At 63.7% G+C, this 21274-nt stretch carries 17 protein-coding genes; 14 read left to right on the top strand and 3 right to left on the bottom strand.

Annotated features, from left to right (window positions below; all coding sequences use genetic code 11):
• Positions 1–140 precede the first annotated feature (140 nt).
• A complete protein-coding gene (glyA, locus tag HR9077_RS18375; RefSeq protein ID WP_136068756.1) occupies positions 141–1409 on the top strand; it encodes a serine hydroxymethyltransferase in 1269 nt (422 codons plus the stop codon).
• A gap of 331 nt (positions 1410–1740) precedes the next feature.
• The gene (locus tag HR9077_RS18370; protein WP_136068755.1) at positions 1741–3507 is read left to right on the top strand and encodes an SLC13 family permease; all 1767 of its coding nucleotides are present in this window, start codon (positions 1741–1743) and stop codon (positions 3505–3507) included.
• Positions 3508–3721: 214 nt separating this feature from the next.
• Here HR9077_RS18370 and HR9077_RS18365 read toward each other — a convergent pair whose 3' ends face one another.
• Both HR9077_RS18365 and HR9077_RS18360 read right to left on the bottom strand, forming a co-directional pair.
• Positions 3722–3835 carry a DUF188 domain-containing protein gene (locus HR9077_RS18365; RefSeq protein WP_244613355.1) on the bottom strand — a complete coding sequence of 38 codons (114 nt, stop codon included), beginning with the start codon at positions 3833–3835 and terminating at the stop codon, positions 3722–3724.
• 45 nt (positions 3836–3880) lie between these two features.
• Positions 3881–4330 (bottom strand): YaiI/YqxD family protein, encoded by a 450-nt coding sequence (locus HR9077_RS18360; RefSeq protein ID WP_136068754.1) that lies wholly within the window; start codon positions 4328–4330, stop codon positions 3881–3883.
• A gap of 425 nt (positions 4331–4755) precedes the next feature.
• Here HR9077_RS18360 and HR9077_RS18355 point away from each other — a divergent pair, with 425 nt between their 5' ends.
• Together HR9077_RS18355 and HR9077_RS18350 are read left to right on the top strand one after the other, a co-directional pair.
• Complete coding sequence (locus HR9077_RS18355) at positions 4756–6471, top strand: DEAD/DEAH box helicase (RefSeq protein WP_136068753.1); 1716 nt, start codon at positions 4756–4758, stop codon at positions 6469–6471.
• 111 nt (positions 6472–6582) lie between these two features.
• Positions 6583–6696: a 30S ribosomal protein THX gene (locus tag HR9077_RS18350; RefSeq protein ID WP_136068752.1), complete on the top strand. Its 114-nt coding sequence runs from the start codon at positions 6583–6585 to the stop codon at positions 6694–6696.
• Between the two features lie 323 nt (positions 6697–7019).
• Here HR9077_RS18350 and HR9077_RS18345 read toward each other — a convergent pair whose 3' ends face one another.
• Positions 7020–8963 (bottom strand): transglycosylase SLT domain-containing protein, encoded by a 1944-nt coding sequence (locus HR9077_RS18345; RefSeq protein ID WP_136068751.1) that lies wholly within the window; start codon positions 8961–8963, stop codon positions 7020–7022.
• A gap of 144 nt (positions 8964–9107) precedes the next feature.
• On the opposite strand from HR9077_RS18345, the gene HR9077_RS18340 reads away from it, so the two are divergent.
• The 10 genes from HR9077_RS18340 (at position 9108) to HR9077_RS18295 (ending at position 21243) form a co-directional block, all read left to right on the top strand.
• Positions 9108–9449: a YkvA family protein gene (locus HR9077_RS18340; RefSeq protein WP_136068750.1), complete on the top strand. Its 342-nt coding sequence runs from the start codon at positions 9108–9110 to the stop codon at positions 9447–9449.
• Positions 9450–9576: 127 nt separating this feature from the next.
• On the top strand, positions 9577–11475 hold the full coding sequence (htpG, locus tag HR9077_RS18335) for a molecular chaperone HtpG (protein WP_136068749.1): 1899 nt from the start codon (positions 9577–9579) through the stop codon (positions 11473–11475).
• Between the two features lie 590 nt (positions 11476–12065).
• Entirely contained in the window at positions 12066–13637 is a 1572-nt protein-coding gene (locus HR9077_RS18330; protein ID WP_136068748.1) for a Re/Si-specific NAD(P)(+) transhydrogenase subunit alpha, read from the top strand.
• Positions 13638–13654: 17 nt separating this feature from the next.
• Complete coding sequence (locus HR9077_RS18325; protein ID WP_136068747.1) at positions 13655–15097, top strand: NAD(P)(+) transhydrogenase (Re/Si-specific) subunit beta; 1443 nt, start codon at positions 13655–13657, stop codon at positions 15095–15097.
• Positions 15098–15220: 123 nt separating this feature from the next.
• Positions 15221–16282, top strand: coding sequence for an NAD(P)H-dependent glycerol-3-phosphate dehydrogenase (locus HR9077_RS18320; RefSeq protein WP_136068746.1), 1062 nt, complete (start codon positions 15221–15223; stop codon positions 16280–16282).
• On the top strand, positions 16279–16767 hold the full coding sequence (sixA, locus tag HR9077_RS18315) for a phosphohistidine phosphatase SixA (RefSeq protein WP_136068745.1): 489 nt from the start codon (positions 16279–16281) through the stop codon (positions 16765–16767). The genes HR9077_RS18320 and sixA overlap by 4 nt, the downstream gene beginning before the upstream one ends.
• A gap of 300 nt (positions 16768–17067) precedes the next feature.
• A complete protein-coding gene (kdgD, locus tag HR9077_RS18310; RefSeq protein ID WP_136068744.1) occupies positions 17068–17985 on the top strand; it encodes a 5-dehydro-4-deoxyglucarate dehydratase in 918 nt (305 codons plus the stop codon).
• 123 nt (positions 17986–18108) lie between these two features.
• The gene (locus HR9077_RS18305; RefSeq protein ID WP_136068743.1) at positions 18109–19164 is read left to right on the top strand and encodes a type 2 periplasmic-binding domain-containing protein; all 1056 of its coding nucleotides are present in this window, start codon (positions 18109–18111) and stop codon (positions 19162–19164) included.
• 111 nt (positions 19165–19275) lie between these two features.
• Positions 19276–19719 carry a tripartite tricarboxylate transporter TctB family protein gene (locus HR9077_RS18300; RefSeq protein ID WP_136068742.1) on the top strand — a complete coding sequence of 148 codons (444 nt, stop codon included), beginning with the start codon at positions 19276–19278 and terminating at the stop codon, positions 19717–19719.
• A 15-nt stretch (positions 19720–19734) separates the two neighbouring features.
• Positions 19735–21243 (top strand): tripartite tricarboxylate transporter permease, encoded by a 1509-nt coding sequence (locus HR9077_RS18295; RefSeq protein WP_136068741.1) that lies wholly within the window; start codon positions 19735–19737, stop codon positions 21241–21243.
• Positions 21244–21274: the final 31 nt, after the last annotated feature.

Genomic DNA, 21274 nt, shown 5'->3' with positions numbered 1-21274 from the left:
CCCAGCTCCAAGCCTTCAGCCTGACTAAACCCAAGGTGAGAAATTCTCGGGTCGGCTTGACCGGCTTTCATGTGAAAGGCCCGCGGCCCTGGGGTATCATGGCGCCTGATTTTTTCGCTTTGAGCCGAGGATTATCGCCGATGTTCACCCGTGATATGCAGGTTGCCGGATTCGACGACGCGCTGTGGGATGCGATGTGCAACGAGGTCGCCCGTCAGGAGGCGCACATCGAGCTGATCGCCTCCGAGAACTACGCCAGCCCGCGCGTCATGCAGGCCCAGGGCACGCAGCTGACCAACAAGTACGCGGAAGGCTATCCCGGCAAGCGCTATTACGGCGGCTGCGAGCACGTCGACGTGGTCGAGCAGCTGGCCATCGACTACGCCAAGCAGCTGTTCAACGCCACCTACGCCAACGTCCAGCCGCACTCCGGCTCGCAGGCCAACGGCGCGGTGTTCCAGGCGCTGGTCAAGCCCGGCGACACCGTGCTGGGCATGAGCCTCGACGCCGGCGGCCACCTGACCCACGGCGCCAAGCCCAACTTCTCGGGCAAGCACTACAATGCCGTGCAGTATGGCCTCGACGACAAGGGGCTGATCGATTATGACCAGGTTGCCAGCCTGGCGCGCGAGCACCAGCCGAAGATGATCATCGCCGGCTTCTCCGCCTATTCGCAGATCATCGACTGGGCCAGGTTCCGCGAGATCGCCGACGAGGTGGGCGCCTTCCTGCTGGTCGACATGGCGCACATCGCCGGGTTGGTCGCCGCCGGGGTGTATCCGAGCCCGCTGCCCCACGCCCACGTGGTCACCACCACCACCCACAAGACCCTGCGTGGCCCTCGCGGCGGCTTGATCCTCTCCGCCGAGGACAACGCCGACATCGAGAAGAAGCTGCAGTCGGCGGTCTTCCCGGGCGGCCAGGGCGGCCCCTTGATGCACGTCATCGCCGCCAAGGCGATCTGCTTCAAGGAAGCCATGGACCCCGAGTTCAAGGCCTACCAGCAGCAGGTAGTCGTCAACGCCAAGGCGATGGCCGGGGTATTCCTCGAGCGCGGCTTCGACGTGGTCTCCGGCGGCACCGAGGATCACCTGTTCCTGCTCTCGCTGGTCAAGCAGGGCCTGACCGGCAAGGACGCCGACGCCGCCCTGGGCCGCGCGCATATCACCGTCAACAAGAACGCCGTGCCCGGCGATCCGCAGAGCCCGTTCGTGACTTCCGGCCTGCGCATCGGCACCCCGGCGGTGACCACCCGCGGCTTCGGCGAGAGCGAGTGTCGCGACCTGGCCGGCTGGATCTGCGACATCCTCGACGCCATGGGCGAGGGCGACTCCAGCGTCGCCGAGAGCGAGGTCAAGGCCAAGGTCGAAGCCGTCTGCGCGCGCCTGCCGGTGTATCGCCAGGGCTGAGCCACGCCTGATGGCTGGTGACTGATCAGCCGCGTTTTACCCGCAGCCAAACGAGGCGTCGCCAAGTGACGCCTCGTTTTATTTTGCGCCCTTCAGGGTGCACGCATAGAATGAGCCCCGGCATGCCCGCTGAGAATCATGCCTCGCTGCCTCTCATCAATAGCTAACGGGAATAGCGACGAATTCTGCTTGCAGGGGGCTCGGGAAGCCGCCCGATGCAAACCTAAAGTGTGCGGTCCCGCGGAGTGATTCTGTCGTGACCTCTTTTCACGCTGGCTATTGCACTCACACGACTCTCTGCGACCATGCTTGTGCAAACGATCCGTAGCGAATGACACTCCCGGCAATCACCACCCTGGCGCTGATAGTCGCCGTGCTCAGCGCACTCGCCCTGACCCGCATCGCCCCCGATGTCATCCTCATGGCAGCGCTGACGTTCCTGGTGGTGGCGGGCATTCTTTCGCCGGGCGAGGCACTGGCGGGTTTCTCCAACCCCGGCGTGATGACCATCGCCACGCTCTACGTGGTCGCCGCCGGCCTGAAGGAGACCGGCGCGATCCAGTGGATCGCCCATGCGCTGCTCGGCCAGCCGAAGCGGCTACGTCAGGCGCAACTGCGCGTACTGCTGCCCGCCTCGGGGCTCAGCGCCTTCATGAACAACACCACCGTCGTGGCAATGTTCATTCCCGCCATTCAGGAGTGGGCCGCGCGGCTCGGCTTGCCGCCCTCCAAGCTGCTGTTGCCGCTGAGCTACGCGGCGATCCTCGGCGGCACCTGCACGCTGATCGGCACCAGTACCAACCTGGTGGTCGACGGCCTGCTGCAGAGCGAGCAGGACGTGTCCCTGCAGATGTTCGAACTGGCCTGGGTGGGCGTGCCGCTGCTGGTCATCGCCGGCGGCTTCATCTACGCGCTGGCGGCCCGCCTGCTGCCCGACCGGCAGGGCGCCCTGGAGCAGCTCGAACAGGCGCGCGAGTACTCCGTCGAAGTGCTCGTCACCGCCGGCGGGCCGCTGGTCGGCAAGACGATTCGCGACGCCGGCCTGCGCAGCCTGACCCACGGCTACCTGGCGGACATCGAGCGCGACGACCGGTTGATGACCGCCGTGCCGCCCGACACGCAGCTGCAGGCCGGCGACACACTGGTGTTCATCGGCGCGCCCGAATGCGCCCGCGAGCTGCGGCGCATCCACGGCCTGAAGCCCGCCGGCGGCGACGTGCACAAGCTGGATATCGCCAATCATCACCGCTGCCTGGTGGAGGCCGTGATCGGCCCCGACTTCGGCGGGCTCAACCAGACCGTGCGCGAATCGCGCTTCCGTTCGCGCTACCAGGCGGTGATCCTGTCGATCTCCCGCCACGGCAAGCGCCTGCCGGGCAAGCTGGGCGAAATCCGTCTGCAGATCGGCGACACCCTGCTGCTGGAAGCCTCGCAGGAGTTCGTGCCCCAGTACCGCTACCGCAAGGACTTCCTGCTGGTCAGCGCGCTCCGTGACTCCACACCGCCCGATTTCCGTAAGGCCCCCCTGGCGCTGGGCATCCTCGGCTTGCTGGTCGTGGCCAGCGCCAGCGGGTTTCTGAACATTCTCGAAGCGGCGTTGCTCGCCGCCGGGGCGATGTTGATGACGCGCTGCGTGACGGCCAGCAAGGCGCGCCGTTACGTCGATCTCTCGGTGCTCATCGTCATCGCCGCCTCGTTCGCCCTGGGCGCGGCGATGAGCAAGACCGGCGCGGCAACGCAGATCGCCCAGTGGCTGCTGTTCATGGAAGGGCCTTCGCCGTGGCTGGCGCTGGCGTTGGTCTATGCTATGACAGTGCTGTTCACCGAGTTGATCACCAACAACGCCGCGGCGGTGTTGATGTTCCCGGTCGCCGTCTCGGTCGCCGACCAGTTGGGAGTCGATTTCATGCCGTTCGTCATCGCCATCATGTTCGCCGCATCGGCCAGCTTCATGACCCCGCTGGGCTACCAGACCAACCTGATGGTGCTCGGCCCGGGTGGCTACCGCTTCAGCGACTACCTGCGCCTCGGCGCGCCGTTGAGCCTGATCGTCGGTATCACCGCCGTCGGTTTGATACCGCTGGTGTGGGGGTTTTAGGCGCGAGCTACGAGCTACGAGCTACGAGCGAAATGCTGCCGAAGCCCGAAGCCCGAAGCCCGAAGCCCGAAGCCCGAAGCCCGAAGCCCGAAGCCCGAAGCCCGAAGCCCGAAGCCCGAAGCCCGAAGCCGCTCTTCACAGCGCCCCGAACCTGGCGCTCGAAGCCCGAAGCCGCTCTTCACAGCGCCCCGGACCTGGCGCACGAAGTCCGAAATTAGCGATTTCTGGCCAGCCAGCGATCCAGGGCGTTGGCGAACTCGCGGCGTTCGACATCGCCATAGCCGCCGGGGCCGCCGGTGTGCTCGCCGCTGGCGCGCAGAGTCTCCATGCAAATCTTGGATAGCCGCATCTGCACGCGGGCGCTGCCGCGAGATTAGCGATTTCTGGCCAGCCAGCGATCCAGGGCGTTGGCGAACTCGCGGCGTTCGACATCGCCATAGCCGCCGGGGCCACCGGTGTGCTCGCCGCTGGCGCGCAGAGTCTCCATGAAGTCGCGCATCTGCACTCGGGCACGGATATTGTCCGGGGTCAGCGCTTCGCCACGGTTGGTCATGACCTCGGCGCCCTTGTCGATCGCTTCCAGGGCGAGCGGCAGGTCGGCGGTGATCAGCAGGTCGCCGCGTTCGATGCGCCGGACGATCTCGTTGTCGGCGGCGTCGAAGCCGCTGGCCACCGCCAGCGGCTTGACCCAGCGCGAGGGCGGCAATGGCACCTGATGGTTGGCGACGAACCAGGCGCTGGTCCGGGTGCGCTCGGCGGCGCGGATCAGAATGTCCCGCGCGGCGCGCGGGCAGGCATCGGCATCGACCCACAGGCTGGGCATCGATCTCTCCCGGTCGGATTGTTAGGCGGCGAATGGAAAAGAGGCTAGGCAAGCTCCCTCGACGATGGTAGCATGCCCGCTCCTCGCATGTGTTGACCCCACCATCCAGCTGATTCGCCCCCATCGACTGCCAACGGGCAGGGGACGTTTCTCTCGCAAGGCGCACAGTTCGACTCGTTACGAGCGGCTGACGTGAAGCGCCAGGTGCATTGATGGAACGCCACAGTTGCCGACTCGGCTCCGGCGTGCAAGGTCGCCACACTGTTCGTCCGTTTCCGCATTCCGCGGTGACGCATAGAAGCGGACAGGATGCAGGTGCGACCCGGTACCCCGTCACGTTGCCAAGCGATTGCTTCGGCAACGCGCAAACGACGCGGTGCCACGACAATTTCCCGCCGGTGACTGCCGGCCACTCAAGGTGTGATATGACCTCGACTTCTGTCGCCTCGCCGAGCTTCGGCGACCTGGCACTGCTGCCTGCTGTGCTTTCCGCCCTGGAAACCCTGGGTTATCAGAATCCCTCGCCGATCCAGGCGCAGACCATTCCTGCGCTGCTGGAAGGCCGTGACATGCTGGGCCAGGCCCAGACCGGTACCGGCAAGACCGCGGCGTTCGCGCTGCCGGTGCTGTCCAAACTCGAATTGACCCGCCGTGAGCCGCAGGTGCTGGTGCTGGCGCCCACCCGTGAGCTGGCCCAGCAGGTCGCCGTGTCGTTCACCAAGTACGGCCAGAACCTCAAGGGCCTGGAAGTGGCCAGCCTGTGTGGCGGCCAGGAATATCGCGAGCAGCTCGGCGCGCTGCGCCGCGGCGCGCAGGTGATCGTCGGTACGCCCGGCCGGGTGATCGATCATCTCGATCGCGGCAGCCTCAAGCTGGACGGCCTGTCGGCGCTGATCCTCGACGAAGCCGACGAAATGCTGCGCATGGGCTTCATCGACGACGTCAAGCGCGTGGTCGCCGATACCCCCAAGGACGCCCAGCGGGTGTTCTTCTCCGCGACGCTGCCGGCCGAGATCGAGCGCATCGTCAACCGTTACCTGGTCGATCCGGTCAAGGTCGCCATCGAGTCCAGGGCCGACACCGCGGCGAGCATCGACCAGCGCCTGGTGCGCGTCGACGGCGGTGCGAAGCTGGAAGCACTGTCGCGAATCCTCGAAGTCGAGCCGGTGGATGCGGCGATCGTCTTCGTGCGCACTCGTGCCGCCTGTACCACCCTGGTCGAGCAGCTCACCCTGCGCGGCATCAACGCCGCGGCGCTGTCGGGCGATCTGGACCAGAGCCTGCGCGAGCGCACCGTGACGCGCCTCAAGCGCGGTAAGATCGACGTGCTGGTGGCGACCGACGTGGCTGCTCGCGGCCTCGACGTGCCGCGTATTACCCATATCATCAACTACGACCTGCCGCAGGACAGCGAGGCCTACACGCACCGCATCGGGCGTACAGGCCGTGCCGGGCGCTCGGGCGTGGCGATCACCTTCGCCGGCGTTCGCGAGACCCGCAAGGTGCGCTGGCTGGAGCAGGCCACCGGCCAGACCCTGACCGATACCCAGCTGCCCGACGAAGCGGCGATCCGCGCCCATCGTGACGAGCGCTTCCGCGAGCGTGTCGTCGGCACCTTGACCGCCGGCGCCGAAGAGCAGCGCAGCCTGATCGAGCGGCTGATCGAAGAGGGCCAGGACCCGGTCGAACTGGCCTGTGCCTTCGCCGCCATGGCGCGTGCCGACGAGGCGCCCATCGGTCGCCTGCCCAAGCCGGGTGCACGTGGCGAGCGCGACAGCGCGCCCCGCGATGGCAAGCCGCCGCGTCGCCGTGACAGCGGTCCCAGCGAGGGCATGACTCGCTACCGCGTCTCGGTGGGCCACAAGGACGGCGTCAAGCCGGGCCAACTGGTCGGCGCGCTGGCCAACGAAGGGGGCATCGAGGGCGCGCGTATCGGGCGCATCGATATCCGCAACGCCTTCTCGGTGGTCGAGCTGCCCAGTTCGCTGCCGACATCGATCCTCGCCAAGATGGCGCGTGCCCGGGTCGCCGGCCAGGCGCTGGAGATCGCCGAGGATCAGGGTGGACCGGAGCGCTCGGAGCGTCCGGCACGTCGTCGCAACAGCGATGACGCGCCGATTCGCCGCCGTTCGCGGGCCTGAGGCGAATGGCCGGCTGCGGCTTGCGCCTTGACCCGGAGGCGGGGTGATCACCACACTGAGGGCAATCGCCCAAGGGCGGTTCGACACTTCAGCGGTACATGGAGGTGACACATGGCTAAAGGCGATATTCGCAGCCGGCGTGGCAAGGTTGCCAACGGCTCCTACGGCCGGCGGCGGCCAAGCGGCCAACGCAAGGCCGAGCGCTTCAAGCAGCGCGGCTACTGATCGCGATCGATCGATTGCGATTAAGGCAAAGAAAACGGGGGTGGCCGATGGCCACCCCCGTTTTTTGTGGGCCGTGCAGCGAGCCGAGCCGGCCTTGGCTGATTCTCTTCAGACTGGGTTTTCTCTCGAGACTTAGAACTCATGGCCCAGTGCTCGGCAATGTCGGGCGCCGGCGGCAAGGCGAAGCAAGGGTCCTTTGCCATGGAGGGCAAAGGTAGCGCCCAGGGACGGGTTTACAGCCCCCTTGCGAAGGCTTGCCGCCGGCAAGCCCACCTCTCGCCCACCGAGTCGTGAAATGGACTCATAGAGTTTTCCCTCGATTTTCAGTTGCGTGCCAATAGCGAGGCGTCATAGCGGGTCTGGCGCTCGCTGTCGTCGAGCATGGCGATGCCCCTGGTATCTCCATCGTTGGCCAGGCTGGCGAAGATCACCCGGTAGGCGAGCACGGCCTGAACATAGGCCCGGGTTTCGCTGTAGGGGATGCTCTCGACGAACAGGTCGAACTCGCGGGGTGCCTCGCGCAGCCAGCGATCGACCCGGCCGGGACCGGCATTGTAGGCCGCGGCGGCGGCCAGGCGGTTGCCGCTGTAGCGATCCATCATCTCGCGAATGTAGTGGCTGCCCAGGCGTATGTTGCGCTCGGGCTGGTAGAGTTCGTCGGGGCTGGGCCGGTCGAAGCCGTGACGATCGCTGACATGCTGGGCGGTGCCCGGCATCAGTTGCATCAGCCCGCGTGCGCCCACCGGCGAGCGCGCTTCGGGGTTGAACGCGCTTTCGCGGCGTGCGATGCCCATCAGTAGGAACGGATCGACATCGGCACGCTCGCCCCATTCGCGGAAGCTGGCCCGGTAGGCCGGTGGAAAGCGCCAATCGATGGCATCCCACTGCTTGGCGAGGATGGTGGTCTGTACCACCAGCGCGTACCAGCCCCGACGCAGGGCGTAGTCGGCCAGTGCACGGGCCTCTGCGTCGCTGGCCTGCCGCGAGGCGTGATACCACTCGCTGCGCGCCAGGCCCGGTTCACCGATGCGCATCAGCGCCTCGGTGCGCTGGACCACCGGCCAGTCGTCGACCGTCTGACGATAGGCGTCGTTGAACTCGGCATGGTGGCGGTTGAGGGCGTAGGGCTGGCCGAGCCGGTCGGCGGCGGCGAAGCCGTAGAAGCTGCGCTGGTCGGCGGCCGCGGCGAAGGCCTTCTCGGCGGTCCGCTCGTCGCCCAGTTCGCCCAGTGCGCGCCCCAGCCAGTACTGCCAGCGGGCGTCCTGACGGGGGTCGTCGGGCATTGCGTGGACCCAGTCGATGACGCCGCGCCAGTCGCGCTCGGCCAGCGCGCGGCGTACCCGCAGCTCGAGCAGGTCGCCGTCGGCGAGTCGCGCCAGGTTGGCGTCGACCCAGGCGCGGTTGTTGGCGACCTCGCGAACCATCGAATAGAACGCCAGGTCCTTTTCGATGACATGGCGCTGGGCGTCGCCGAGTGTCAGGTGCGGGGCGATCTTGCGCCAGGCTTCCAGCGCGGCTTCGGTATCGGCGCGGGTGAACTGATGCATGGCCGCCGTGAAAAGCGCTGCGCTGGCGCCGTCGGGGCCGGCGTCACGAGGCACCCGGGTAATCGCCGAGTAATCCTTGCGCAGACGCTCGAGGGCCTCCCTGGCGCCGCCCCAGCCGGCGGGCAACTGGTTTTCCAGGTAGTTCATCAGCCCGGTCTCGCCGGCCTCCCAGGCCAGCATCAGGCGCTGCCAGATGGCCTGGCCGTCGATCTCGCCGCGGGCGCGCAGGGTGTCGAACAGCGTATCGCATTCGCCTGGCTGCGAGCGTCCGGTCAGCCATAGCTCGCGCCCGCCCTCGGCCGCCGTCGCCGGTTCGCGGTCGAGCAGCGCGGTGTAGTAGTAGCATTGACGAATCGTGCCGCGGGGCTCGCCATCGCTGATCGCCAGCAGATCGCCGAAACGTCCGGCCTGACCGTAGCTGACCTCGGCGACGCCGCGCAGCCAGTCGCTGAGCGGCGAGTCGGCATGACGCGTCAGGTAGGCGCCGACGGTCGCCGGGTCGACGTTGGGCAGGCGCTCGCGCAGGCGATGGTATTCGACGTATCCGGCCAGCACATGATCGTCGATGGCGGCCTGGTCGATACGGTTCCATTGGTGGTTGCGTGCGGCCTCGAGGGCGTTGCGCATGGCGCGGTCGGCGGCCTCGTCGGCGAGGGCCGGCAGGCTCAGCAGCAGTGCGCTGATCAGCGCGAGTCCGCGGCGGGGAACTCGAAAGGGCATCGGCGACTCCTCGTGCATGCTTGCCTATCGGATACGAACTGCCTCATCCTCGCCGATAGCGGGGCAGTTGAGTAGTGTTGTTTGGTGACCATGAGGCAATTATTGACGGTGCGACCGGCGGCGCGAGACACGAGGAGGCGACACATGGCGGGATTCAAGGCTTGGAATATCGCCGCGCGGCTCAAAAGGCGCGGCGGCGCACTGGCGCAGATGGCACGGGCGATGCGGCTGTTCGTTCCGATGTGCGGCGATGTCGTGCGTGGGCGATACCGTCCGGTGCCCTGGCCGGCGATCGGCTGGATGGCGCTGGCCGTTGTCTACCTGATATCGCCGCTCGATCTGATTCCCGATTTTCTGCTGCTGATCGGGGTGATCGACGATGTGGTGATCGTCGGCTGGTTGTTGACCCGCGTGGACGCGGCACTGGCCGACTACCGGCGCTGGAAGGGCGTCGACATGCCGGTGAGACGCCCGCCGCCGCGCTAGACCCGCCGTGTCATATGGCCCTTCCGGTGTCGGCCCTCCACGGGTTGGTCCGGCAAACGCTTGAAATGCCTCCTCGGGGCCCCATATCGGTGACGGAACGTTGTTCAACACCATGAGGGGCCGCTAAATGACAACCGCCACCCATGAAGAGACCCTTGGCTTCCAGACCGAAGTCAAGCAGCTACTTCATCTGATGATCCACTCCCTGTATTCCAACCGGGAGATTTTCCTGCGCGAACTGATCTCCAATGCCGCCGATGCCGGCGACAAGCTGCGTTATCAGGCGTTGGACAACGACGCGCTCTTCGAGGGCGACAGCGACCTGCGCATCGAGATCGAGCACGATGCCGAAGCCAATACCGTCACGGTGCGCGACAACGGCATCGGCATGACCCGCGAGGACGTCATCGCCAATCTCGGCACCATCGCCAAGAGCGGTACCGCCGAGTTCCTCAAGCAGCTTTCCGGCGAACAGCAGAAGGACGCCAAGCTGATCGGCCAGTTCGGTGTGGGCTTCTACTCGGCGTTCATCGTCGCCGACGAAGTCACCGTGCGCACCCGGCGCGCGGGTAGCGATGCCGGTGTCGAATGGCGCTCGCGCGGCGAGGGCGAGTTCACCGTCGCCGATATCGACATGAACACGCACGGCACCGAGATCGTCCTGCATCTCAAGGACGACGCCAAGGAGTTCGCCGACGATTACCGGCTGCGCAACCTGGTGCGCAAGTACTCCGACCACATCGACGTGCCGGTGCGCATGCCCAAGACCGAAACCGCCACCGACGACGACGGCAACGAGGTCGAGGGCAGCGAGGTAGTCACCTGGGAGACCGTCAACGAGGCCCAGGCGCTGTGGGTGCGGCCCAAGAGCGAGGTCAGCGACGACGAGTACAAGGCCTTCTACAAGCACATCTCGCACGACTTCAGCGATCCGCTGACCTGGAGCCACAACAAGGTCGAGGGCAAGCTCGAATACACCAGCCTGCTCTACGTGCCCGAACGAGCGCCGTTCGACCTCTACGAGCGCGACGGCGCGCGCGGCGTGCGGCTGTACGTGCAGCGGGTGTTCATCATGGACGATGCCGAGCAGTTCCTGCCGCTCTACCTGCGCTTCATCAAGGGCGTGGTGGACACCAAGGATCTGTCGCTGAACGTCTCGCGCGAACTGCTGCAGAAGGACCCGCAGGTCGACAAGATGAAGTCGGCGCTGACCAAGCGCGCCCTGGACATGCTCAAGAAGCTGGCCAAGGACAACGACGCCTACCAGCGCTTCTGGAACACCTTCGGCGCGGTGCTCAAGGAAGGCCCGGCGGAAGACTTCGCCAACCGCGACAAGATCGCCGAGCTGCTGCGCTTCTCGACCACGCATACCGACACCGCGACCCAGGATCAGTCGCTGGCCGACTACGTGTCGCGCATGAAGGAAGGTCAGCAGAAGATCTACTACATCGTCGCCGACAGCTTCAACGCGGCCAAGCACAGCCCGCACCTGGAGATCTTCCGCAAGAAGGGCGTCGAGGTGGTGCTGCTTCACGATCGTATCGACGAGTGGCTGGTCAGCCATCTCACCGAGTACGACGGCAAGAGCCTGGCCGATGTCGCCAAGGGCAGTCTCGATCTCGGCGAGATCGAGGGCGAGGAGGAAAAGCAGGCCCAGGAGGAGACCGCCAAGGCCAAGGAGGATCTGGTCAAGCGCGTACAGACGGCGCTCGGCGAGGATGTCCAGGAGGTCCGCGTGACCCACCGGCTGACCGATTCACCGGCCTGCGTGGTGCTCTCCGAGAACGACATGGGCTTCCAGATGCGGCGCATCATGGAAGCGGCCGGCCAGCCGTTGCCCGAGGTCAAGCCGATCCTCGAGCTCAACCCCGATCATCCGCTGGTTGGCCGCCTCGAAAGCGCCGATGAAGCGTCGTTCGGCGATCTGGCGCGGATCCTGCTCGACCAAGCGATCATCGCCGAGGGCGGGCACCTCGACGACCCGGCGGCCTACGTCAAGCGGCTCAATGCCATGCTGACCGCCTGAAGGTCGCGACCTGAGCCCACCTCCCGGCCTGCCGCCTCGGCAGGCCGGTTTTTTTGTGTCCGCTGTTGGCCATGCCGATAATTCCCAGCAACTTCCGGTGACCCGGTTATGCTTGAAAGGGTATTTCAAGACACGTCGGTTGGCGGTGGCAGGGCGCGATTCTGAAACGCACTCCAGGAGAATCACGGCGTCATCTGCCGTGACGTTGCATTCGCAAGCGGATGGCTGGATAACCGATTGCTTATGACATTCATAACTCGGAAGCGAGGTTTGGTGTTTTCATAAAACCTTTCAAAATCATTGGCTTGGACTATTCTCATTGCATAAGAGACTCTTTATGGCATTTATAAGTGCATGATTATGATTGGTTTTTTATAACAATTCATTGATCTTTGCAGGGCTTTGCGAAGAGACTGAACAGCCAGGCTGCAACCAAGCCAAGCGCTTACCGTTTTCCATTGTCTTTTTATGTCATCGCTGACGTGTTTCTGGAAATGGCCAGCCGATAACAAGGAGTGAGGCGAAATGTGGACTGAACGTACGAAGGTAGCCATGAACCACCGCGAGCGCCGCCAGGCGGGAGGTCTGTCGTGAAGATCGGAGCACCCAAGGAACGCGCCACGGGTGAGGCGCGAGTCGCCCTGACCCCGGAAAGCGCGCAGCATATCCACAAGCTGGGACACGAGTGCCTGGTGGAGTCCGGCGCCGGCGCGGCGGCGGGCTTCAGCGATGATGCCTATCGCGAAGCGGGCGTCAGCGTGGTCGATGGCGCCGAGGCGCTGTGGCGCGAGGCCGAGGTCGTGATCAAGGTGCGCGAACCCTCCGAGGAGGAGGCCGACCGCCTGCACCAGGGCCAGACCCTGATCTCGTTCTTCTGGCCGGCCCAGAACGAGGCGCTGCTCGAACGCTGCAAGGCCCGGGGCGCCAGCGTCATGGCCATGGACATGGTGCCGCGCATCTCGCGGGCGCAGAAGATGGATGCCCTGTCGAGCACCGCCAACATCGCCGGCTACCGCGCGGTTATCGAGGCGGGCAACCAGTTCGGGCGCTTCTTCACCGGCCAGGTGACCGCCGCCGGCAAGGTGCCGCCGGCCAAGGTGCTGATCGTCGGGGCCGGGGTGGCCGGACTCTCCGCCATCGGCACCGCCACCAGCCTGGGGGCGGTGGTGCGTGCCTTCGATGTGCGCCCCGAAGTGGCCGAGCAGATCGAGTCGATGGGCGCCGAGTTCCTGTTTCTCGATTTCGACGAGAGCCAGGACGGTTCCGAAAGCGGCGGCTACGCGGCGCCGTCGAGCCCCGAGTTCCGCGAGAAGCAGCTGGCGCTGTTCCGCGAGCAGGCCCCCGAGGTGGATATCGTCATCACCACCGCGCTGATTCCCGGCAAGCCCGCGCCCAAGCTGTGGCTCGAGGATATGGTCGCGGCGATGAAGCCCGGCTCGGTGATCGTCGATCTGGCCGCCGAGAAGGGCGGCAACTGCGAGGCGACCGTGCCCGACGAGCGCATCGTCACCGACAATGGTGTGATCGTGGTCGGCTACACCGACTTCCCCTCGCGCATGGCCACCCAGGCCTCGCTGCTCTACGCCACCAACATCCGCCACATGCTCACCGATCTCACGCCGGAAAAGGACGGCACGATCGTGCATGACATGGAGGATGACGTCATCCGCGGTACCACGGTGACCCACCAGGGGGAGATCACCTTTCCGCCGCCACCGCCCAAGGTCAAGGCGATCGGCGCGTCCAAGCCGAAGGAGAAGGTCAAGGAACCGACGCCCGAGGAGAAGAAGGCCGCCGAACACGCCGCCTTCAAGGCCCAGACCAAGCGCCAGGTGGGCCTGCTCGCGGTGGGCGGCGTCGTGATGCTGCTGCTGGGGCAGGTCGCGCCGGCCTCGTTCATGCAGCACTTCATCGTCTTCGCGCTGGCCTGCTTCGTCGGCTTCCAGGTGATCTGGAGCGTCAGCCATTCGCTGCATACCCCGCTGATGGCGGTGACCAATGCCATTTCCGGCATCGTCATTCTCGGCGCGGTGCTGCAGATCGGTTCCGGTAACTGGCTGGTCGGCCTGCTCGCCGGGATTTCGGTGCTGATCGCTTCCATCAATATCGTGGGTGGCTTCCTGGTGACACGCCGGATGCTGGCCATGTTCCAGAAATCCTAAAGCCGCGGAGACACACAATGTTGGGTCAAGAATTCGTTTCGGCCGCGGCAATTGCGGCAAGTGTATTGTTCATCCTCTCGCTGGGCGGGTTGAGCAATCAGGAGAAGGCCAAGCGGGCCGTGTGGTACGGCATCGTCGGCATGGCCGTTGCGGTCTTCTTCACCATGCTCGGCCCGGGCGTGGGCGGCTACTGGCTGATGATCCCGATGATGATCGTCGGCGCGGTGGTCGGCACCGTCGTGGCCAAACGGGTGGAGATGACGCAGATGCCGCAGCTGGTCGCGGCGCTGCACTCCTTCGTCGGCCTGGCGGCGGTGTTCGTCGGCTGGAACGCCGACATGGAGCGCACCCGGATGCTGGCCATGCGTACCGCGGGCGAGTCCCTGGACGGCCTGTCGGCCTTCGCCGCCACGCTGGCCTCCAAGACGCCGGCCGAGTTGACCTTCCTGCAGGTCGAGGTGGTGCTGGGGGTGTTCATCGGCGCGGTGACCTTCACCGGCTCGATCATCGCCTTCGGCAAGCTGGCCGGCAAGGTCGACGGCAAGGCGCGTCAGTATCCGGGCGGCCACTGGCTGAACGCCGGTGCGGCGGTGCTGTGCCTGCTGCTGGCGATCGGCTATCTCAATGGTGCCGGTTTCTGGACGCTGCTGCTGCTGGCGCTGCTGGCCTTCTTCATCGGCTGGCACCTGATCATGGGCATCGGCGGCGCCGACATGCCGGTGGTGGTGTCGATGCTCAACAGCTACTCCGGCTGGGCGGCGGCGGCGATCGGCTTCACGCTTTCCAACGACCTGCTGATCGTCACCGGCGCGCTGGTGGGCTCCTCCGGTGCGATTCTCTCGTACATCATGTGCAAGGCGATGAATCGCAACTTCATCAACGTGATTCTCGGCGGCTTCGGGGCCAAGCAGAGCGAGGCCGCGGAGATCGAGGGCGAGCAGGTGGCCATCGACACCGGTGGCGTGGCCAGTGCGCTGAACGATGCCGACAGCGTGATCATCGTGCCCGGCTACGGCATGGCGGTGGCTCAGGCGCAGAACGCGGTCAGCGACCTGGTGCGCAAGCTGCGCAGCGCCGGCAAGCAGGTGCGTTTCGGCATTCATCCGGTGGCGGGGCGACTCCCCGGGCACATGAACGTGCTGCTCGCCGAGGCCAGGGTACCCTACGATATCGTCATGGAAATGGACGAGATCAACGACGATTTCGCCGAGACCGACGTGGTGATCGTCATCGGCTCCAACGACATCGTCAATCCGGCCGCCCAGGAGGACCCCAACAGTCCCATCGCCGGCATGCCGGTGTTGAAGGTCTGGGAGGCCAAGCAGGTATTCGTCTGCAAGCGCGGCCAGGGAACCGGCTACTCGGGCATCGAGAACCCGCTGTTCTTCAAGGAGAACACCCGGATGCTCTATGGCGATGCCCGGTCCAGCATCGACACGCTGGTGCCGATGATCGAGTGAACGCGACCCGGGGGGCGCGATGGCCGGCCGCCCCGGGATGCGTTGCCCAAGCGTCTGTACAACGCCCCTCCCGGGGCGTTTTTCGTTACACTGGAGGCGTCTTTCACCGTCAATGGATGGGCCATGAGCGACGAGCGAATTCAGGTGGCCGTGCTGGGCGGCGGCAGTTTCGGTACGGCCTTGGCGAGCATCGCCGCCGATAACGGTGCCGCCGTGAAACAGTGGCTGCGCGACGAAGAACAGGTGGCGGCGATCAATCGCGACCACCGCAACCCGCGTTACCTTCCCGATTTCGCCATCAATCCGCGGGTTGTCGCCTCGAGCGACCTGCGCGCGGTCATCGAGGGCGCGAGTCTGGTGTTCGTGGCCATTCCCTCCCAGGCGTTTCTCTCCGTGGTCCGCCAGGCGAGTCGTTGGCTGCAGGCGGGACAGATACTGGTCAGTACCACCAAGGGCATCCAGGCCGAGGGCTTCAAGCTGATGAGCCAGATCCTCGAGGAGGAAACCGGCTCGTCGCATATCGGTGTGCTCTCGGGCCCCAACCTGGCCTCGGAGATCGCCCAGAAACAGCTGACCGCGACGGTGATCGCCAGCGATGACGCCTTGACCCGGGCCAGGGTCCAGAATGCGCTGGGCTGCGATTACTTCCGCGTCTATGCCAGCAACGATCGCTACGGTGTCGAGCTCGGCGGCGCGCTCAAGAACATCTATGCCATCGCCGCCGGCATGGCCGCGGCACTGGGCATGGGCGAGAACACCCGCAGCATGCTGATGACCCGGGCGCTCGCCGAGATGAGCCGCTTCGCCGTCGCCCTGGGCGCCAACCCGATGACCTTCCTCGGTCTGGCCGGCGTCGGTGATCTTATCGTCACCTGCTCGTCGAGCCTGTCGCGCAACTACCGGGTCGGGCAGGCGCTCGGCGAGGGCCGGACCCTCGACGAGGCCGTCGAGGCGCTGGGCCAGGTCGCCGAGGGCGTCAACACGGTGAGCCTGGTGCGTGGCAAGGCCCACGAGGAGGGCATCTACATGCCGCTCTGCGAAGGGCTCTATCAGGTGCTGTTCAACGGGGTACCGGCTGGGGACATGGCCAAGCTGTTGATGCGTAACGAGCAGAGCAGTGACGTGGAGTTCACCCTGGCGCGCGAGGAGGTCGTGCAGGCCAAGCGGCGCGAGGAGGGCTCATGACGCAGGCACTCTGGATCATGCGTCACGGCCAGGCGGGCGCCGGCAGTCCGGACGAGCGGCGTGAACTTACCGCGCAGGGCCGCGAGGAGGCCGCGCTCATGGCCGGCTGGCTCGCGCGCTCGCTGACGCCGTCTCGGGCGGCCGAGCTGCGTGTCGCGGCGAGCCCGTACGTACGCGCGCAGCAGACGGCGCATATCGTCGCCGACCGGCTGGGCAAGCGCGTCGAGACGCTGGCGCTGATCACCCCGGACGATTCGGTGGAGGCGGTCATCGACTGGCTGCAGGCCGAGGCCGAACGGACCGCTTGGTTGCTTGTCAGCCATATGCCGCTGGTGGGCAGCCTGACCGCGCGCCTGGTGGAGCGGGACCCGCGCAGCCAGCTGCCGATGCCTACCGCAGCCATCGCTGCTCTCGAAGCCGAGGTCTGGGCAGCGGGCTGTGCCGAGCTGCGTACGTTCCGCCATCCCGCCGATTTGGCCGGTTAGCCGGCGGTCGATGTCCGTTCGCCCTCGGCACCCAGTGCCGGGTCGCGCTGCGGCCCGGGGCTCATGCACTCGCGCCATCATCCTGCTTCGTCTCGGCGTCCTTTCTGAATCCGACCTTGTAGACCTTGGTTTAATCGACCATGGTCGCGGTTGTCTCGGCCACGACGGCTGCCTATCTTGGCACTTGTATGATGTATGACAAGAAGGCAGCCCTAGCGATCTCGTCCATCAGGTCATGCTGTCCCGTCAATCGATTTGTATTGGTCCCATGCCGTTGAGGCCCGAGCAAAAGGAACGACCGTGAATTTTTCAAGAAACGATGTCATTAAAGCGATAGGCGATGGTCTGCTTTCATTTCCCGTCACCGATTTCGCCGCCAATGGCAACTTCGACGCCGAGAGCTATCGCAAGCGCCTCGAATGGTTCGTCAGTCATGACATCTCCGCCGTGTTCGTGGCCGGCGGAACCGGCGAGTTCTTCAACCTGACGCTGGACGAGTACCGCGAGATCGTTTCCCTGGCCGTCGAGACGGTGGGCGGCAAGCTGCCGGTCATCGCCAGTGCCGGGCTGAGCGTTGGCGCCGGCCAGGCCTATGCCAGGGCGGCCGAGCAAGCCGGTGCCGACGGCATCCTGCTGATGCCGCCGTACCTGACCGAGTGCCCGCAGGAGGGCCTGGTGGAGTACGCCCGTCAGATCTGCGACTCGACGTCGATCAACGTCATCTACTACAACCGCGGCAACGGCGTGCTCGAGGCCGATGCGGTCCAGCAGCTCGCCGATGCCTGCCCCAACCTGATCGGTCTGAAGGACGGCAAGGGCGACATCCAGCTGCTCAACAAGATCGTCAAGACGGTCGGCGATCGGCTGGTCTACGTGGGTGGGGTGCCCACCGCGGAGATCTTCGCCGAGGCGTACCTGTCCATCGGCGTGAACACCTACTCCTCGGCGGTGTTCAACTTCGTGCCGGAGATGGCGGTCACCTTCTACAAGGCGCTGCGCCAGGGCGACTCGGCCACCGTCAAGAGGATCACCAACGAGTTCTTCATTCCCTTCGTCAACCTGCGCGACACCAGGAAGGGCTACGCGGTCAGCCTGGTCAAGGCCGGGGCCGAGCTGATCGGCAAGCCCGCGGGGCCGGTGAGGGCGCCTCTCGAAATGCCAACGCCAGAAGAGCGGAACGCGCTGGAGAAGCTCATCGGTATAGCCAATAACCTGTAAGAGCTTTGGTCAGGTTCGTGCGGAATGATAACGAGCGAGTCTGGCCATTAAAGAGAGGTCTGGCCCAAGGGTAATACAATCTACAATGGCCTCATAAACGCCAAGCCAAAGGAAGAACGATCTATGAAAGTCATGACAACCCATCTTCGAAAGCTTGTCTGTGCCGTAGCGATTGCAGGGACTGCCGGGGCTTCCATGTCGAGTTTTGCGGCAGACTGTCCGATTCCCGGTAATTTGCGTGTCGTCATCGGTTCTACCTCGACGGGCGGGGACACCTACCAGAACTCCAGCATCGTTGCCGATCATCTGGCCGAGAAGCTGGATATCAATGCCAAGGTCGATGCCGTCGGCGCCATGGCGGGATTTCGTGCTCTAGACCGGAGCCGTAATGGCAATACCGTCATGATTTTCCATGACCAGGCCTACTTGGGTAACCTCTATGGGGTCAATGGCTACGACGATATCTTCGAGAAATACATCGTAGGGCCGACCGTTGCGATCAACCCAGGCAATGCTTACCTGGTGCCCAAGGATTCGCCCTACCAGAACATCGATGAGGTCATCGCTGCGGCGGGTGAAGGCGAGGAGATACGCGTCGCCATCCAGCCGGGCGGTGTTTCAGAAATCGGCTTCAGTGCGTTGAAGAATGCCGTGAAGGTCGAGCATCCCGGAATGGAAGACAATGTCATCGCCGTCAACACCGGGTCTCAGGCCGACAAGAACCAGTTGCTCTTCGATGACATGGCGGACGTGATCAATGGCTCGGTACAGGCGAACGAGCAATATACGCGCTTGTCGGAAGACGACCAGAAGGCCATGCGTTTTGTCTGGCTGACGGCCAGAAACGAAACGATCAAGCAGACCAATGAAGAGGGGATGGGCAAGACGTCAAGAGAAGATCTTCTTCAGTACGTCAACCCCAACGTGACCGTGCCGCAGAGCGAGTCGCAGAACTTTACCTTCGACAAGGAATTCTTCTTCCTTTACAACAAGGACATGAACCCCGAGATCGTCAGCTGTATTGACACCGCGCTCGAAGAGATCTATGCACAAGGCGATATTCAGGAACAGCAGAAGAAGTCATTCTTCATTCCTAACTTCAAGCCTTCCAGTGAAGCGCAGGCTTATCTGAAGGATAAGCGCGATCAGTACAAGACGATTATCAAAAACATAAAATAAGCATGTTTCGGCGCCAAGCCAAGCTTGGCGCCGTTCGTTACGGTCACCCTCACAAGTGTAACCCACCTTGTTGAGCGTGACCTGACAGTATAAAGTCAAAGTGGGGCACCTATGGAAAGCCAGTTTCTATCCTTGTTTGAAGTGTCTATTGCCTTCGAGGAGTCGCATCTTTTTTTCCCAAGGATAGTGTCTTGGGTCCTGGTAGGCCTGCTCGCCATCATCCTGTTGAGCAAGTCGAATAGAATTGCCCCGGCACTGCGACGTGCAGGACAGGCCGTTACACAGGGTAGCGATGGCTTCGACAGGAAACGGTTTTTCGGAACTATCCTGCTGATTATCGTATACTTTTACATGATGGCCGTGGTGGGCGATATCTTCCCGAACACGGGTTTTGGTTTCTTGTTTGTCTCCATTCCCTTTATCTTTCTCTTGTCAATGCTTTATGTGGAGCACAAGACGAGAAAGAATATCCTGGTAATAGCTGTTACTGCTGTTATCGCGCCGACGTTGGCTTGGTACGTACTTTCCCAACTCTTTAGAATCACACTTCCCTGATGGCAGGATAATGCTATGGAATTTCTGTCTCATCTAAGTCCAATGTTCTTTACATTAATCGCTGCCGGGGCCCTGATCGGTGTGATTTTCGGCGCTATCCCCGGCATGACGGCAACGATGGCTGTCGCCGTTTGCCTGCCACTGACCTATGCGCTCGACCTGACCAATGGGTTGGCGCTGCTGCTTGGTCTGTACGTAGGTGGTATTTCAGGCGGTATGGTGCCCGCTGTCCTGTTGAATATTCCGGGAACGCCCTCGTCGATAACGACGACATTCGACGGTTACCCCATGGCCAAGAAAGGCGAAGGCGAGCGTGCACTCAAGATCAGCATTGTCGCTTCGCTATTTGGGGGGCTGTTTAGTGCGGGTGTGCTGTTTTATTTTGCCCCGGTACTTGCCGACTTTGCGATCAAGTTCTCGTATGTCGAGAAGTTCCTGATTATCTTCCTGGCGCTGACGGTGATCGCCTCGCTGACCAAGAACATGCTGATGGGCATTTTCAGCGGTGTACTGGGCGTGTGGCTTAGCCTGATTGGCACTTACGAAATCACTGATGGCGGCAATGGCGAGACCCGCCTGATGTTCGATTTCATGGAATACTACCTTGTCGCCGGATTCTCCCTGCTGCCGGTGTTGATTGGCATATTCGGTATCACGACAATTCTTCAAGACGCGGAAAAGGGCTTCAAAGGCGATGCGGCCAACCCTACCATCAAGCTGACCAAAGGCTCGCGTTTCTCGTTGCGTGTATTCAAGGGCCAGTTGGTCAATCTGGTACGCTCATCCTCGATCGGGACGTTCGTCGGCATGCTGCCCGGCGTTGGAGGCAGTGCCGCCTCGGTACTGGCCTATACGCAGGAAAAGAACTTCTCCCGCGACTCGTCGCAGATGGGCAAGGGGGCTCCGCAGGGGTTGGTGGCCTCCGAGTCCTCGAATAATGCCCTGACAGGTGGGGCGTTGGTGCCATTGTTGTCTCTCGGCATTCCCGGTGATTCGACAACGGCAATCCTGATTGGTGCATTCACGTTGCAGGGTATCCAGGTTGGCCCGCTGTTCATCGGGGAAAATCTCGACACCTGGTACATCATGATTGCTGCCCTGGTGATCGCCAACTTCCTGATGTTCGGCATCATGTTCTTTGCCATCAAGTATATTGCCAAGGTCATAGAGGTGCCCAAGCATCTCCTCTATCCCATTATCGTCATGATGTGTGTGGTAGGAGCCTATGCGATCAATTACGGCATCATGTTCGATGTCTGGACGCTGTTGATCTTCGGTGTCTTCGGTTACATAGCCACCAAGGTGGGTATCGAGCTGGTGCCGCTGATAATCGGGTTCATTCTCGGCGGATCGGCGGAAGTCTATTTCGTGAAGAGTCTCGAGTCCTACGGAAATCTGACAATCTTTTTCACGAAAAGCCCCATTGCCGTTTTCCTCTGGGTGCTCATCGTGCTGTCGCTCGTTTTCGCCATTTACCTCAAGATGCGTGCGCGGAAGCAGGCGAATCTGGTCGCCAGCAACTAGATGGCAGCGAGAACCGACCCCAAAAGTTACG

Origin of the sequence: Modicisalibacter radicis (assembly GCF_900961225.1) — a bacterium.
In the GTDB taxonomy this organism is placed as follows: domain Bacteria; phylum Pseudomonadota; class Gammaproteobacteria; order Pseudomonadales; family Halomonadaceae; genus Modicisalibacter.
The sequence above is the reverse complement of the archived record's forward strand: the minus strand, read 5'-3'. Positions and strand labels throughout refer to the sequence as shown.

Coding starts and splice junctions, on each gene's coding strand:
- HR9077_RS18360 (WP_136068754.1), bottom strand. CDS start 4,330: ATGCCCAGCCTGTGGGTCGATGCCGATGCCTGCCCGCGCGCCGCGCGG.
- HR9077_RS18320 (WP_136068746.1), top strand. CDS start 15,221: ATGAGCGACGAGCGAATTCAGGTGGCCGTGCTGGGCGGCGGCAGTTTC.
- sixA (WP_136068745.1), top strand. CDS start 16,279: ATGACGCAGGCACTCTGGATCATGCGTCACGGCCAGGCGGGCGCCGGC.
- HR9077_RS18345 (WP_136068751.1), bottom strand. CDS start 8,963: ATGCCCTTTCGAGTTCCCCGCCGCGGACTCGCGCTGATCAGCGCACTG.
- HR9077_RS18370 (WP_136068755.1), top strand. CDS start 1,741: ATGACACTCCCGGCAATCACCACCCTGGCGCTGATAGTCGCCGTGCTC.
- HR9077_RS18305 (WP_136068743.1), top strand. CDS start 18,109: ATGAAAGTCATGACAACCCATCTTCGAAAGCTTGTCTGTGCCGTAGCG.
- HR9077_RS18365 (WP_244613355.1), bottom strand. CDS start 3,835: ATGGAGACTCTGCGCGCCAGCGGCGAGCACACCGGCGGCCCCGGCGGC.
- HR9077_RS18355 (WP_136068753.1), top strand. CDS start 4,756: ATGACCTCGACTTCTGTCGCCTCGCCGAGCTTCGGCGACCTGGCACTG.
- glyA (WP_136068756.1), top strand. CDS start 141: ATGTTCACCCGTGATATGCAGGTTGCCGGATTCGACGACGCGCTGTGG.
- HR9077_RS18295 (WP_136068741.1), top strand. CDS start 19,735: ATGGAATTTCTGTCTCATCTAAGTCCAATGTTCTTTACATTAATCGCT.
- HR9077_RS18325 (WP_136068747.1), top strand. CDS start 13,655: ATGTTGGGTCAAGAATTCGTTTCGGCCGCGGCAATTGCGGCAAGTGTA.
- HR9077_RS18350 (WP_136068752.1), top strand. CDS start 6,583: ATGGCTAAAGGCGATATTCGCAGCCGGCGTGGCAAGGTTGCCAACGGC.
- HR9077_RS18340 (WP_136068750.1), top strand. CDS start 9,108: ATGGCGGGATTCAAGGCTTGGAATATCGCCGCGCGGCTCAAAAGGCGC.
- HR9077_RS18300 (WP_136068742.1), top strand. CDS start 19,276: ATGGAAAGCCAGTTTCTATCCTTGTTTGAAGTGTCTATTGCCTTCGAG.
- htpG (WP_136068749.1), top strand. CDS start 9,577: ATGACAACCGCCACCCATGAAGAGACCCTTGGCTTCCAGACCGAAGTC.